General features: G+C 58.8%; 14 protein-coding genes. 2 read left to right on the top strand and 12 right to left on the bottom strand.

The annotated features are described in order from the left end of the window. Positions 1-70: 70 nt before the first annotated feature. From EK373_RS00330 to EK373_RS00280, 11 genes are all read right to left on the bottom strand, one after another. Complete coding sequence (locus EK373_RS00330) at positions 71-466, bottom strand: single-stranded DNA-binding protein (protein WP_129640778.1); 396 nt, start codon at positions 464-466, stop codon at positions 71-73. Then, positions 463-1,011, bottom strand: coding sequence for a DUF3158 family protein (locus tag EK373_RS00325; protein ID WP_129640777.1), 549 nt, complete (start codon positions 1,009-1,011; stop codon positions 463-465). The genes EK373_RS00330 and EK373_RS00325 overlap by 4 nt, the downstream gene beginning before the upstream one ends. After that, positions 1,008-1,805, bottom strand: coding sequence for a PFL_4669 family integrating conjugative element protein (locus EK373_RS00320; RefSeq protein WP_129640776.1), 798 nt, complete (start codon positions 1,803-1,805; stop codon positions 1,008-1,010). Before EK373_RS00320 ends, EK373_RS00325 begins: the two co-directional genes overlap by 4 nt. A gap of 277 nt (positions 1,806-2,082) precedes the next feature. Continuing rightward, positions 2,083-2,301 (bottom strand): hypothetical protein, encoded by a 219-nt coding sequence (locus EK373_RS00315; RefSeq protein ID WP_129640775.1) that lies wholly within the window; start codon positions 2,299-2,301, stop codon positions 2,083-2,085. A gap of 152 nt (positions 2,302-2,453) precedes the next feature. After that, complete coding sequence (locus EK373_RS00310; protein WP_129640774.1) at positions 2,454-3,209, bottom strand: hypothetical protein; 756 nt, start codon at positions 3,207-3,209, stop codon at positions 2,454-2,456. A gap of 340 nt (positions 3,210-3,549) precedes the next feature. Continuing rightward, a complete protein-coding gene (locus EK373_RS00305; RefSeq protein WP_129640773.1) occupies positions 3,550-4,110 on the bottom strand; it encodes a DUF2857 domain-containing protein in 561 nt (186 codons plus the stop codon). Positions 4,111-4,136: 26 nt separating this feature from the next. Continuing rightward, positions 4,137-5,651: a ParB family protein gene (locus EK373_RS00300; RefSeq protein WP_129640772.1), complete on the bottom strand. Its 1,515-nt coding sequence runs from the start codon at positions 5,649-5,651 to the stop codon at positions 4,137-4,139. Next, positions 5,644-6,510, bottom strand: a complete 867-nt coding sequence (locus tag EK373_RS00295) for a ParA family protein (protein WP_129640771.1) — start codon at positions 6,508-6,510, stop codon at positions 5,644-5,646. Before EK373_RS00295 ends, EK373_RS00300 begins: the two co-directional genes overlap by 8 nt. 467 nt (positions 6,511-6,977) lie before the next feature. Then, positions 6,978-7,751, bottom strand: coding sequence for a LuxR family transcriptional regulator (locus EK373_RS00290; RefSeq protein ID WP_129640770.1), 774 nt, complete (start codon positions 7,749-7,751; stop codon positions 6,978-6,980). Between the two features lie 162 nt (positions 7,752-7,913). Further along, positions 7,914-8,108, bottom strand: coding sequence for a hypothetical protein (locus tag EK373_RS00285; protein WP_129640769.1), 195 nt, complete (start codon positions 8,106-8,108; stop codon positions 7,914-7,916). 965 nt (positions 8,109-9,073) lie between these two features. Continuing rightward, entirely contained in the window at positions 9,074-9,439 is a 366-nt protein-coding gene (locus EK373_RS00280; RefSeq protein ID WP_129640768.1) for a helix-turn-helix domain-containing protein, read from the bottom strand. A gap of 144 nt (positions 9,440-9,583) precedes the next feature. On the opposite strand from EK373_RS00280, the gene EK373_RS00275 reads away from it, so the two are divergent. Both EK373_RS00275 and EK373_RS00270 read left to right on the top strand, forming a co-directional pair. Continuing rightward, positions 9,584-10,348 carry a helix-turn-helix domain-containing protein gene (locus tag EK373_RS00275; protein WP_129640767.1) on the top strand — a complete coding sequence of 255 codons (765 nt, stop codon included), beginning with the start codon at positions 9,584-9,586 and terminating at the stop codon, positions 10,346-10,348. A 150-nt stretch (positions 10,349-10,498) separates the two neighbouring features. Next, positions 10,499-13,576 carry a TonB-dependent receptor domain-containing protein gene (locus EK373_RS00270; RefSeq protein ID WP_161810936.1) on the top strand — a complete coding sequence of 1,026 codons (3,078 nt, stop codon included), beginning with the start codon at positions 10,499-10,501 and terminating at the stop codon, positions 13,574-13,576. Here EK373_RS00270 and EK373_RS32960 read toward each other — a convergent pair whose 3' ends face one another. After that, positions 13,577-13,735 carry a hypothetical protein gene (locus EK373_RS32960; protein WP_157994171.1) on the bottom strand — a complete coding sequence of 53 codons (159 nt, stop codon included), beginning with the start codon at positions 13,733-13,735 and terminating at the stop codon, positions 13,577-13,579. Positions 13,736-13,782: the final 47 nt, after the last annotated feature.

Here is a 13,782-nt window from a genome sequence, read left to right as displayed (position 1 = left end):
TCCGGTTAGATGAGCCATTCGCGGCCGGCGCAGATTGCGCCGGCCGCCCAGTTCCCAGTTCCATCAGGTATCACTGTTGCTGTTCAGGCTCGGCAGCAGGCTTGGAGGCGATGACGATGCGTTCGATCCGGTACGGCAACACGCCGACGCACCGCGCCTCAACTTTAAAGGTTGTGCGCGGCTTTCCTTCACCATCTTCCCAGGGTTCTCGCACCATACGTCCCTCTACAAGCACGCGCATGCCCTTCTGGTACAGCGTGCTCCAGTGCTCCGCATCGCTGTGCCACAGCTCAACCGGTGCCCAGAATCCTCCGCGATCGTGGAACTCGCCGTCTTTAGGAACCGCGTTGTCAAAATACACACTGAGACGTAGCAGTCGGCTCGGCTCCTCGTTGTCATGTGGCGGGAACTCTCGAAACTCGGGCGCGGAACCGATATTGCCTTCACCGAAGAAACGGGTGCTCATGGGCTGCTCTCCTTGGGGCTGCTATCGTCGTGCCGGTCGGCACGACGACGATAAGTGGTTTCGGCGTGAGTGAGCTTCGCGCTGCACTCGCGCGCGTTTCGGGCGAGTGCGTGCGTGAGGCTGATTTGCATGTTGAGAACGACACGCTGTTGTTCCAGCGCGAACAGCTCGTGCACCAGCGACAGGGGCGTGCGCGAACTCTCGATGAGCTGCGTCCATAGCGACACACCCATGGCGGTTCGGTCTGCGCTGCGCCAACGCAGCAGCGTCGTGCCCGCTCCAGTGGTCTGCTGAGCCAGCACGACGGGCAGCAAAGAGAACGGATAAGCAGTCGCTTGCGCCAGCAGTTGTTGCGCGAGTGAAATGAGCTGATCGCGCAACAGTTCGCAGTCGCTGGCCCAGATCTCCATCTCCCCCTTACCCTTAAAAGGTCTTAAAAGGCCCTTTAAGGAGGCCGCGTGTTCCAGGCGCGTGAAGGCTGCACGTTCCAACGGAACGAAGAGACGCGACGCCGGCACGGGGTGATCGGGTGAGGACTCGGTCACGTTGGCGAATCCTCGTCCGTGGTTTCCGTGGCCGTGTCAGACTCGACCACCGTCGAATCCGCCAACGCGTCTGCTGAGCCAGCTGCGGATCGTGGCGCAGCTGGCTCAGCATTGCCGCTGAGTGCCGATCGGCGGACGATCGGCGGCGCAAAGCGAGAGCGACGCGTGCCTTCGAGAATGTCCTGCGGCAGTTCTCCATACTTCTCGCGCGCGGCTCGCGCGACCGCATTGTTGGCGGCGAAGTCGTCGCGGATCGCGCCGGAATATCGATACTGCTGTGCCATCGTGAAGGTACTGCGCAGCAGGTGTGCGCCTTCCTCCAGCCACCGATCCATCGTGCGACGGTCGATCAGCGCGGTGTGATGCGCCAGGATGAGGCGTCGCACGATGTCGTCATAGGCTGCAAGGAGGTACACCGCAAGGAACCCGAGCTGGGAGCCGACAAACAGCGGCAGCTTGACGGGCTGCACATTGAGGTTCTCGCCCAGTGATAGGGCAGGTGGCACGTTCGCCAGAACCTGATCCACCTGCTCACGCAGCGTCTGCAGCTGCACCTTCGTATCTTCGAGCTTCGCTTCGATCCTCAGCATCCACCAGTCCGAGTACGGATCGTCCTGCTCGGCGCCGTGTTTCATCTTGTTCATGATGCCGACGAAACCATTGAGGCCGATGATGCCTGCACGATCTTCGGTTCTCGCACGACCATGCCAGATGCGCGAAGCATGATGGGTGTGCAGCGTCAGCTGCATGGCGCTGCGTAGCGCGCCCAGATTCAGGCGAAACTCGTCAGCCATCGGGGACGCCTCCTCGGCAATGATGGGAGGCAGAGGATGAGGTTAGATACAGAGGAGTGTCAGTCAACAACTCGGAGGTCTGTGGCTCCGGCTTGATCTTCCGCACCCCTTTCGTTCGGGTGAGATTCGAGTGTTGACACTGTCAACACTCGATTCATCCGGTCGCCACCCACGGCTTCTGTTTTTCCCGGCGCATCGGAGTGTTGACAGTGTCAACACTCAGTTTTCCGTCTCACCTCGATGAAGGTGTGGTAGGAGGCCGGTACAGTTGCCACGGTCAAAGGGCGTCAAGTTGTTGCATTCGTTGATCGACACCAACCTGATTGGCGCCGACACGCGCGAGCGAGCGGAAACCGTGAGATTCTGCGAGTTCCATTGCCAGACCCACATAAGCTGGGTGGTCTTCCGGATCGATGTTGATGGTGCCGGTCGTGTTGCCACCGCCGACGGCTGATGGCCACGAGTCGAAACAAAAGAACAATCTGCTCGAAATCATTCAGCCGGGTCGGCTCAGACCCCGAGCTATTCTGCGACCGCTAAGTCCAAAATACGTCGCCGAAGGCCCGCATTGAACGCGCACGCGATCGGCGATCATACGCGCCGCGAGTTCGAGACAATCGCCGACGCGTGGCCTTGTGAGCCGCGCAATCACGAGACATCGGATCCCTTCGTGGCTGACACGCCCTCTCGCGTGGTCGGGGCGTTCGGATCTTCGGGGATCCAGTATTCGAAATCGGAGCCGTCTACAAATTTAGAAACAAGCCAGCGCGGCCGCGGCGACAACCCTTGCTCACGGCGACAATCCTGCAGGTACTCAAAGTGGTCGATAAGAATTCCTGCACACCGCATTCCGCCCTCATTAATGATGTCAGCGTCATAACGGACCGTGACACCAGCAGCGGAGCACCGGGGCGGCGAGACTCGGCAGTTCTCGATCCACTCGACGATCCCGCGGCTCAGGTAACGCGCGAAGGCGACGCCTCGCAGCTGAGGCCGGACGAACACAAACTCGTGACTAAGCTGAATATCACAGATAGGGTCTTTTGTCGGCGCGATTCGCAACTTATCGCCGTCAAAAATGTTGACGCTGAAAGTGGTAAAGCCCACCGGCAGGCTGCACTTGTCAGGCGTGTTCCAGGCAAATGCTACGTAATTTCCGCCAACCGGATTCCAGTCCGCGCAGGGATTCCATTGCTCGCCGGGGGCCTCAGCCACAAGACGTTCAATCATTGATCGAGCTCGCCGGGCAACGCCTCGGAGCTCCAGGCGCTCAACACGCACGTATGCCTTCGGTGCAAAGGTGCGGCGGTCTCGATGATCATCAAGGTACGCGTCCAAGTCGTCTGGGACCAGCTCGAACTCCAGACGATTGGCGAATATGCCCATCCAGTATTTCTGTCGCATCGGTGGCCTCCGTCTCAGCACACCTGCGTTGAATACCATCGCCTGTTGAGTCGATCTGCCCATCAACGAGAAACAGACGAGCGACCTATTCTTTGTGCAGAGACGAAATGTTGCCGTCGAGGCGATCCGTCCGGCGCTGCACGGGCCACTGACTTGCCGTGGAGCGCCGCCGTCGTGGACGCGATTGCGCCATTGCGCCTGAGTCAGTGGGAGTGGATAGGCGTTGGCGTCGTTGCAGGGGCGATAGAGTGTTGACAGTGTCAACACTCGGATCAGAGGTGTGGGTTAAAGCAAGGCGCTGTGTGATCGAATGGCGCCCGAAGCGGAGAATAGGAGGAGACTATAACAGTCCTTGATCGATCCAGTCCTGGATGGCGCTCCAAACGACCGCCAGTGGCAACTGCCGAGTTTCGGCGAGTTCCATGGCCAGCTCCAGCATGGCTGCATCGTCCTCCGGATCGATGGCGCGCTCCAGGCGCGCTTGGCTCCACCCCTGCCAGAGTTCCGTGTCTTGCTCCTCCGTCAGCACGGGCCATCTGCCTTTGCGGTCGGGCAATGCGAGGATGGCTCGACGACGCGCAACTTCCTGGTGGCTCAATCCGTGGAACTCACCCAACATTTCCGTGCTAGCCCCGAGCCGGAGCATGCGATCGATGGCATCGATTTCTTTCTGGATGTCGGGTACGCGGTTGAGTGTGCGGAGCACGACGTCGCGATTGATCTGGCATCTCACCCACGGAACTCGAGCGTGCGCCAGCGCAACAGCATTCTGGGGATGCTTGAGCGCATCCAGAATGTCAGCGGTGAATCCAGTTCCTTCCCATCGGCCCAATTGCCCGTTGCGCATGTCGTGCATCGCTTGCTGAATGACAGCTTCATTGAGCGGATGCGGCACGGCCATGACGGAACTCCTGTAACGAACAGTGTCTACGACCCGTGGGCACGGGGGTTGCCGGAAGATGAGCCTTGCCTCGATGCAGGCAGCCGCCGCGCCAGTTTGAACATCTCGGACACTTTAGCGATGCCAACATCGGACAGCGATCCGATCTCAGGTGCGCTGAGCGCATGCAGGAGCGCGAGCAGTGCGCGCTCAAAGGCAGAGCGAAGCTCGATCGATCCGGAAGGTGGACTCACGCAGATAAAACCGACGCCTTCATCGACTGCCTTGACACTGTCAACGAAACCGCCTTCCGCGGCGATGTCACGAGCCAGCTGCGCGATTCGGGCACGTAGGGTGTGGGTATCAATAGAGGGTGGAGCAGCATCAGTGGTGGCGAGCTGTGTGGCCGTTCGTGAGCCAGCGGTCTCGTCGCCGGATTCCGTTGTATCGAGTTCCGCGTCATCGGGTTCCGAGTCATCGGATGCTGTGGACTCCGCGTGGTCCGGCGTTGATCGTTGCGGCGCCACGGATTGAGCCTGAGTGGATGACAGCGTTCGGAGTGGCGATGCTGCGACGGATTGTGGAGGCAGGCTTGCAGACTTCGGTGTCTCGGAGCCAACCGGAAGCGCAGGCGTGCTGAATGCTGGCTGGCTTGCAGGATCGCGGCCCAGAGCGTCACGGATGCTTTCCGCATCGATGAGCTCGAGCGACAGCGTGTCGTAGTCTGAGGCCAACAGTCGTGCCATCTGTTTTAGGAGTTCGTCCTGAACACGCTGAACGTCGAATGCATCGGGGTCGGCATCGAACGCGGCAAGCACGTCCTGAAAGAGCGTTACGAAACTGATTGCCGGCGGGATCTCGGGCGTGTGATGGTCCCACACGCGCGCACCTGTCTTTCGCAAGGCCGTGAGCCGTTCCGCTTGCGGTCTACCTAGGCCTGCATAGAGGACCGTCGGAATCGCCGGCAGCAGATGCTGGACCGCATCGCTCATGCGACTGAGGAGCGAATGATTGATGGGATAGCCATCCGCAGCTAGTCTGCGGGCGAGTTCACGTTGTGAGAGCGGCTTGCCAACCTCCTGTTCATAGAGATCGCGCGCCTTCTCGACACCCAGTGCGCGCTCGATGAAGGACAGCTCACCCCGCAGTTCATTCTCCGCCAGGTGTCCGGTCAGCGCGAGGACCTCGCCGCGGGCAGACCAGGGGCGGAAGACGCAAGGGATGCGGAAGAATCGCTCATCTCTCAACTCTGACCACAGCTCACGCAGGATCGACAAGCGCGTGTTGCCGCCGTTGCGGATGATGAAATGTGATTCGCCAGGCCTGCGCGTGATGATGGGCGGCGCGTCCAGTCCGCGCTCGCGGATGGATGCTTTGATCTCATCGTACTTGGGGTTGCGTGTGAGGCGAGGATTCAGGTCATACGGTCGCAACTCATCGAGTGTCACGATCATCGGCGTATCGGCGATCGGATCACTGACAGTCGGCGAGGATGATTCTGTGCGCGTGAAGCTCTCACCACGGAGTCGCGCAGCCATGTCTTGAACCGTCAGCTCAGGCATGCGCGCTGCTCCGTCGGGTCGTCGCAAGCGATTTGCTTGAGACCGCCGCGAACTGGGCTCGCCACTCGGGCAGCAACTCGCAGGCGAGCGCGCGGACGGTTTCCAACGCGGCTGGCGCCGTGCGCCCACTCGGTCGGCGTGGTTCGACACGATGCACGGGCTGGCCTAGTGCAGCAGCGCGTGGATAGGCCTCGATGGCGGGAATATTCGTGGCAAGCACCGAGACACAAGGCTCCTCTTGATACATCTGTCGAAGCGCTTGTTGGATCAGCCGAGCGCTGGAGGACACGGCGGGTACGCGATTCAGGAGCAAATGCAATGCCGGTGGTTCGATGCCCCACTGTCTAAACGAGGCGACGTCCCGTATCAGCTGCAACGTTCCACGGTGCAACTCTCGGGCGGCAAGCGTTTCGGGTGTGACGGGTGACAAGGCAAGGTCGGAAGCCAGCACGGCAGATTCAAGCAACACGCTGCGTGCTCCCTGCGTATCGATGATCGTCAGGTCATACTGAGGTGAGAAGATCTGTAACAGACGCCGAAGTCGAAGCCGTCCGTCCGCGGCATGAAGGAGGAGTGTGTTCAGTTGTCCGCGCTCGTCGTTCGACTTCACAAGGTCGAGATTGGATAGAGTCGTACGTGAGATGAGCCGTTCGGTACGCTGCTCGTTTGACGCGAGCAACTCGTAGATGCCACCGGCAGCCTGTTCGGTCAGAGCGAAGTAGCTGGAAAGCGTCGGCTGGACGTCCAAGTCAAGCAGAAGCACGCGCAGCCCCGCGTCGGCCGCGAACGCGCCGAGGTTGGCCGCGGTGGTTGTCTTGCCGACTCCACCCTTGGTGGAGATGACGCCGAGTACTCTCATGCTGAGCGACCCTTGGCGTGAGGGAAAGCCATCAAGCCAAACTGCCCGCACATGCGCTCGAAGAAATCGGGTACTGACCTCAACCGTATTTGTCTACGCGATGGCAGAATTAGCCATGCGGTGATCCGGCCGATCATCGGCCATAAGGCAGAGTCGCCTACGTCGGGGCCGTCTTCTTCCTTTGTTGGGAGAATCGCGAGGGCCGGTCGCTCGTATCCTGTCCGACCACTCCATTGGAAGGTATGTTTCATCCGACGACGACGGCAAGTCGTCGAAACTGTCGTATGCTCACGCGCCCCCACCATGGGCTCACATCCTGTGGAACGTCTTCCAGTCGCCGAATCTATCGGTCTAGGCAGACTGCATACGCGAAGTCGGGGCAGCGCGCGCTACCCCAGCCAGGTTAGCCTGAATAGGCTAGTTGACATTCCCTGGAAGACTTGACCAGACAACAGGCGAGCGGCTGATCAATCCCTTACGGCTTTGATCGGCCGATCGGCCCGAATCACGTCGCCGAGCGAAATCTGCCTTCCTTGAAGCGCGCAAATGATGGCCTGAACGCGAGTGGCGACCCCGAGGCGCCGCTTCGCGCTCTCGATATAGCGGTGCACGGTGTGCTCGCTGATGCGCAGGATCTGACCGATGGCCCAATCGCTCTTACCCTCTGCAACGAGTTCCAGGCACTGCCGCTCGCGCAGGCTCAACGATTTCTGGAGACGCTCAATCGGCGGCTCATTCTTTCGACATGCTGCGTCGTATAGATGCATTGCCATAAGCTGCAGCGCGAAGTAGCTGCTCGGGTCGATGGATTCGGATGCGGGTACGACGGAGCACGAGGCGCGCAGCGCGCCAGGCGTCCAGGGCAAATGGATGGGGATCGTATAGCCTCGGCTGAGACCGCGGCGGGCGGCTTCCGCGAGAATCTCTTGTTGTGGCGTCGTGATCTGCGCGAGAAATTCCGGCGAGTTCCAATGAAACGGCAATAACGTGCGCTCGGCGTGAATCAGCACCGGATCAATCTGATGTAACCGCCGCTCTCCGTACTCGGCCACCCAATCGTGGGGATAGTTGTGAATTACGACGGCGCCGGGAGGAGGGTGCAGCGGATCGACGTGCGCCAAACAAGCAAAATGCTGGAAGCCCAGCCGCTCGATCGTCACTAGAAATGCCGCTGCTAGTTCTTGAAGGGGTAGCGCACGCGCGCGCTCCACGAACGACTGTGCGTCATCGATCGGTCCCATCTCTTAGTCACATCCGTGTTACGGCATGAATCGGATTCGCCCCACGCAAGATAGATATATTGACTTTGATATGCACTGCGCGTTCCGCTGTTTAGCATGCGCGGGCGTAGTGGAAATCCGTGGGGCACAACAGGTTGAGGCTCAGTTCAGAAGAAATGGCAGTTATATAGTTCGCTGATCCGCGGGCGCAGGCGGTAGAAGGAGATTGACGTTCACGAGCGTTCGAGCCAGCAGAGCGACGAGTTCGGCGGCGGCCTGATGGCGCAGGTCCCGGGGCACCGCTTCCAGGCGTTGCGGGATCGCGTGCAGCTCTGCACAGACGGCGGCGATCTCGCGTTCCAGTTCTGTCGCGTTCATGGTGGTTCCCAAAAAAAGGTTGTGAACCGTCTCGCCAGCCCCTCATCGGACAGTATGACAAACCTGGGGGAAAGAACCACATCCGGGATGTGGGACTTTGGGATTGGGGGCGTTCAGTGATGACCTGCTGGCGGCTTGCAAGCCCACGACATCGATAACAGGAGGTCCTCAGCGGCTCAAGGTATTCAGCGGATCTCCTCCCCGCAAGGAGTCGCACGCCCAAGGATCGTTCGCCAATGCAGCGACGATGTCATTTTCGTTCTCTGTCTCGACGTCGTTCGCGGAGGAGCCCAGGAACCAAGCGGAAGTTGACGCGCTACCTCAGTCGAAATTTACAAACATTTAATGGAAGTGAGGCGCCGGACGCTTGTTCCATCACTGGTAGTTGCGACCGCAGTTATTGGCATCTATGACTGTTGTCAGGACGGCAAGTGGAGCAACTCGCTCCGCCCGTGCCTGCGTAACTCGCCGATCCCTCCGATCTGCGGCTCCGTACTCGCCAAGGTCCCGGGCTTGGGGATTCTGACGAGTTTGCAGTGTCATCTGAGCGGGTGACCTAGCGTTCCTCAAAAGACTCTATGGTTCCACACTTCATGCAGAGCCGTTCTCGGCGATATCCCGTCGCTGTTGGCGCACGCGGTAGGCCGACCACGTAGTTGTCGCCTGGCCTGATCGTTTCGTTGCAGTCGAATCCGTCGCACGGGCCTGACACGACGGCCCTGCAAATCCGGTGACCCTTGAAAACACCGGATGTGACGGCGGTCGCTGATTGCTTGGCGCGCATTCAGTGGATACGCGCAGCGCCCTCTGGGAATGATAGACCGCGATGCCGCACGCTGTTGACCTCGGCCGGAGTGTCCGATCAGCGCAGGAAGCTCAATATAGGTATGAGCCGCAGGGATCGGCGCGAGCCTTGCCGGTCTTGTTCCGGCTTCAAATTATCAATATAGTCCATGTAACATGGACTATTGGGTCTTGGGATGTCGCGCTTGGATAAGGTTGCCGATCACACTACGACCTTCGCTGGTAAGGCTCAGCTCGCGCGCACGCGCATCGCTGCGACTCTTGACCTTCGCCACGAGTCCTCTTTCCACCAGCAAATCGATTGCGTTGCCGAGCGACTTGTCTGCCTCCTCCAGTCTGAGTGCTGTCCTCAGATCCGAGTAACTGACCGGCGCTCCGCTTTCAAGCCACAACTTGACCAACACCATCAGACCGATGGGTTTCGGTGGCAACGAGAGACCGATGCCATCGCCCGCATAGGCCGATGCCGTTACAGACAACCAGAGTCGTAATGCGTCGGCGTCTTGGTTCGATAGACGCGACGACATTCAGCCTGTGAGCGTACAAGCTGATGTCGCGCGACGGAAGGCTTGTCAAAGGGCGACTTCTATGCGTCTGAGGGAGCGGCCGCCTCGATTCGTCTATTTCTCTATTGGGGAATCAAAGAAGCCACGCGGACACGAGGAAATTGCATGGCCATAATGGAGTCAATCACCCTGCGGCAGTTCGGGTTTGGCGTGTCCGTGGCGCTGGCGTGGGCCCACAGCCCCGTGCGCAAGATCGGCGAGATATGCCGACTCGCGCGCTTGTGCAGGCAATGCACGCTACGCGCGCTGGGCGCAAAGCTCGGTTGCTCAATGAGTCACGTCTTCAAGCTTGCGGCCGGCAAGGCGGAGTCGGTTGAGAGCTACTTGCCGCTGATCGATGCGCTTCAGCTGGACGGGGCTCGCCTACTCCAGCTTGTCAGAGCGCCGGTCGAGATGAGTGCTGAGCAGGCAGTATCGCTCCTGCTCGATCCCCCGCTCATCTGCGACGCCGCCGCGATGGCCGAAGTCTGCACTGACGAGAGAATCAAGGAACTTACTCGCGAGGTTCGCGCAGTCCTAGCCAGCCAGGGCGATCTTCCACTCAAGCTCGCTTCAATCTGCCGATTGACTCGCATAGCAAAGGGATTACGACAACAGGACGTTGGGCATCGGCTGTCATGCTCAAAGATGCATGTTTCCGCGCTTGAGGCGGGCAGAGGCCATATACAGGACTATCGGAGACTCGCGCATGCATTGGGCATCGCCGCTGAAGAGTTGCTGTCGCTCGTCAATGGCCCTCCGGCCGAAGAACAACTCATCGAACATGTCCTGGACCCCGCGATCCAGGCAGCACCGCAGTGCCGCATTCCGCAACATCAGACGAAGTTTAACCGTCAGCCGTGGGAGCGCGCGGGGGATGAGCGGGGCTAGCCCCGCTCATTTCTCCCATGTTTCAAGTGCGGATCGCACAAGAACAAGGCTGTCTCAAAAAACCCGTAATCAAATATGACCGTTGGACTAAGAGGATAACGCACTACTGTTGACCGGTCCTATGCAAATAGGATGTGGGGAAACGGAATTATGCGCAGCGGTCCAGCACAGAATTTTATCGGCATTCTCTTCGCGGCGCTGTTCCTTTGCGGCCGATGCGCGAACGGAGCCGAGTCAGAGCCCGCCCTGGATCCTGACGAACTCGTCGAGTGGGATCTTCCGCGAATGCGGTTCTATGACTTCGCCCAGTGGTTCAGTAGAAAGTATGACATCCAGGTCGCCGTAGACACAGGCAATGCATACGTCGGTCCCATGAAAGGGCTAATGTCTCCGAAAGAACTATGGACGCGCTTCGCCGAGGCCGCCTGCGGGACACTGAAAATTCATGAAAGCGGTATCACTTATTCCGTCTATCCACGGGAAATCCCGCCCTTGAACGATCGGCTCTTCAAGTACCGTATCCCGAGGGACAAGTTTGCCAATGTCATCCGCAACCTGTCACGTCAATCCAATGGTTTGACGATCGCCTACCTGTCCACCAGCAAGGAGGAAGAGGACACGCTGGTCGGTCCATACAACGGTCGCTGGTCGACCCTGGAAGCGCTCACAAAGATCCTGGCCGAGAAACCGGAACTGACGTTTCGATGGGTGGATCAAGAAATGATCTCGATCGAGCCGAAAGCGAACGTGCCTCCAGAGCAAGACCTCGTTGCACGCGATCTGGCTGGCGATATTTGTCGGGCAACCATTCCGCCATCATCCAGTAGGATGCTTGTCACTGCTTCGCGCTGGCCCTCGTTCGCAGATATCACCTCGCCGACGATCTTGGACCGCAGGGACATCGAAGAAGGCGGAAAAGACACTTTGCCCGAAGTGCTACAGCAGTTGTCGCAGACAGCGTTTCATCGGCCCCTAGGTTATCGAGCGACGGGCGCGCAGTTCGCCGAGTTGCGCGGGCTTGGCGCACAGTACGTCAAAGTGCTCATTAATGGGCGTCCCACGTTTGCGAGCGCTGGCGACTTTTGGGAAGGCGCGTTCGACTTGAACTCAGTGCCACTGAGCGCCGTGGAGCGCATCGAGGTCAGTCCGCATGCTGCGTCCCTTGTGCACGGTGCGGACGCAATCGGCGGAATGGTAAACATTGTCCTGCGCGAGGCAGATCGTCAGATCGCCAATGTCAGGTATGAGGGCGCGGAGGGTGGAGCTGGAGTGACCCGCGGTTCGGTAAGCGCTGGCATCAAAACCGACGATGCTCTAGCGTCACTCGTGCTTGACTACTCCAAAACAACTTCATTGCTTGGCAGCGAACGATCACGGTGGGCAAATCAGGACTTCACACGCTTCGGCAGTGTAGATAATCGGTCGCTGTTCTCGACGCCACCCAATGTGAGCACGCTGGACGGAAGCAATCTACCAGGGATGTCGTCTCCGTTTGCGGCAGTTTCAATCTCGAATGCTGGCGTCCCAGAATTTCGCGCCGGTGAAGTCAACCGCACAAGCCTGCTGGCTTGGCAAGCGATCGTACCCGAGATTCGTCGCATCAGCGTCTCTGCAATTGGTGAACAGAATATAGGGTCAAGCACATTTAGGACTGAGTTTCTCCTGTCTGACAAAAGTACATCCTTTCAATACAGTCCCGAGGTTATTCCTCAACTCGTGCTCGGACAGGATCATCCGCAGAATGTGTTCGGTATTCCCGTTGCGGTCAGTGGTGCCTTGAGTGGACTTCCGTCGCCAACACAAGGCATTGAGTCGCAACTACGGCGCGGCGTCGTACAACTCACCGGCGATATTGCCGACTGGACCTATGAGACCTACGTTACGCACTCTACTGAACGCGCGGCGACAACTTGGACGAATGCCGTTGACCCATTCCTGCTGATCGAGGCGCTGTCGGGGCGAACATCGACGCTGAATGTCTTGTCCGCAAGCCCCGGTAAAGGCAACTCGAATATTCTTGCCCCGGAGCAGACGAGTCGTTACGAGCATGGAGGTACGCAAGCGACCGCGCGGTTAAGGAGGCAACTTATTGACCTTCCAGCAGTCTCAGCGACCTTAGATGTCGGCGTGGACGTGAAACGAGAGTTCGCCGAGTACGCGAACCTCACGAGCGACCTGGCGCGGAATGTCATGTCTGAATTTGCTATCGCCGATCTTGCGCTGCTTGGGGAACTGAAGACGTCGTTTGGCGTGAGGCGGGATGACTACGAGAACCTCTCCCCGGTGACAAGCTATCAGTATTCGACAACGTGGCAACCCATCCGGAATGTGAAGGTGCGCGCCAGTTACAACGATGCCTTCTTCGCACCGCTGTTCATTGATCTGTTCTTTCCCCGAGTGGCCTTGCCAACTGAAATCTTTGACCCGGCGCGACAGGAGATTGCGTCAACTACCATCGTGACCGGCGGCAATCCCGACTTGCGCCCATCTGTGGGCAGATCGTTCAGCATCGGGTTCGAGTTCGAAGATCGGGGTGGATTGCGGGCATCCATCGATTTTTGGCGCATGACGCTGAGAGACCGCGTTTCAGTCGTCCCACCATGGACACTACTTGCGAACAGCGCTGCTTTACCTGACCGCGTTGTTCGTGATTCGCCAACCGCGGAGGATATTGCCACAAACCGACCGGGCCGCTTGCTTTCTTTGGATATGACTCGAGCAAACTTTGGCGAAACCGACACCCGCGGCATCGATGCCTCTGTCGAATCCGAATTGCGAACAAGTGTCGGTTCATTTCGCCCGCGGTTAGATGTGACCTACACTGATCGATTCAGATTTACCGACCTACCTGGAAGCAACGTGCCCGCTCGGGAGCGAGCTGGAATAGCAAGCGAACATGGCACCATCATGCAATGGCGCCTGCGTGGCTCGCTCGCCTATGAGCATCGCCAGTGGAAGGCGAATATCCTCGCACGCCGAGATTCTTGCTACGAGGATTTCAATACAACGATGGGCAGGTTCACCGGACGGAGCGTGTGCCCGGCTCTCGCCATTGATCTCAATGTGTCACGGAAGGTTGGCGAGCATGTCGATGTAATGGTCGGCGGTTCCGACCTTCTCAACCGCTCGCCACCGTTCTCCGAAATAAACGGACCCGTCGGCTTCGACTTCTCGCAGGGCGATCTTGTGGGTCGCACGCTCTACCTGAGCGTTTCCGGAACACTGTAACTAGCAGCCGAACTTGGCACCCCAAACAAAGTAGCAATCTGGATAAACAGGTAACGACGATAGTTGCTTGGTCTCAAGCATCGCGTCGCCGAGGTCCATCAAGGCCAATGGCTTCTCAGGGTCAACTAAATCTGCGGTCGGTTCTTGCTCCTCAGTCATGACACTCTCCCGTAAAGTATGTCGGGCTACTTGATAGTGTCATGAGC

Source organism: Peristeroidobacter agariperforans, assembly GCF_004138335.1.
Lineage (GTDB): Bacteria > Pseudomonadota > Gammaproteobacteria > Steroidobacterales > Steroidobacteraceae > Steroidobacter > Steroidobacter agariperforans.
Note: the sequence above shows the minus strand (reverse complement) of the source record. Positions and strands in the feature narration are given on the sequence as shown.

Excerpts from the sequence above, each read along its gene's own strand:
- EK373_RS00285 (WP_129640769.1), bottom strand. The coding sequence starts at position 8,108 with ATGAACGCGACAGAACTGGAACGCGAGATCGCCGCCGTCTGTGCAGAG.
- EK373_RS00295 (WP_129640771.1), bottom strand. The coding sequence starts at position 6,510 with ATGAGAGTACTCGGCGTCATCTCCACCAAGGGTGGAGTCGGCAAGACA.
- EK373_RS00305 (WP_129640773.1), bottom strand. The coding sequence starts at position 4,110 with ATGGCCGTGCCGCATCCGCTCAATGAAGCTGTCATTCAGCAAGCGATG.
- EK373_RS00275 (WP_129640767.1), top strand. The coding sequence starts at position 9,584 with ATGGCCATAATGGAGTCAATCACCCTGCGGCAGTTCGGGTTTGGCGTG.
- EK373_RS00300 (WP_129640772.1), bottom strand. The coding sequence starts at position 5,651 with ATGCCTGAGCTGACGGTTCAAGACATGGCTGCGCGACTCCGTGGTGAG.
- EK373_RS00330 (WP_129640778.1), bottom strand. The coding sequence starts at position 466 with ATGAGCACCCGTTTCTTCGGTGAAGGCAATATCGGTTCCGCGCCCGAG.
- EK373_RS00320 (WP_129640776.1), bottom strand. The coding sequence starts at position 1,805 with ATGGCTGACGAGTTTCGCCTGAATCTGGGCGCGCTACGCAGCGCCATG.
- EK373_RS00280 (WP_129640768.1), bottom strand. The coding sequence starts at position 9,439 with ATGTCGTCGCGTCTATCGAACCAAGACGCCGACGCATTACGACTCTGG.
- EK373_RS00290 (WP_129640770.1), bottom strand. The coding sequence starts at position 7,751 with ATGGGACCGATCGATGACGCACAGTCGTTCGTGGAGCGCGCGCGTGCG.
- EK373_RS00310 (WP_129640774.1), bottom strand. The coding sequence starts at position 3,209 with ATGCGACAGAAATACTGGATGGGCATATTCGCCAATCGTCTGGAGTTC.
- EK373_RS32960 (WP_157994171.1), bottom strand. The coding sequence starts at position 13,735 with ATGACTGAGGAGCAAGAACCGACCGCAGATTTAGTTGACCCTGAGAAG.
- EK373_RS00270 (WP_161810936.1), top strand. The coding sequence starts at position 10,499 with ATGCGCAGCGGTCCAGCACAGAATTTTATCGGCATTCTCTTCGCGGCG.
- EK373_RS00315 (WP_129640775.1), bottom strand. The coding sequence starts at position 2,301 with ATGATTTCGAGCAGATTGTTCTTTTGTTTCGACTCGTGGCCATCAGCC.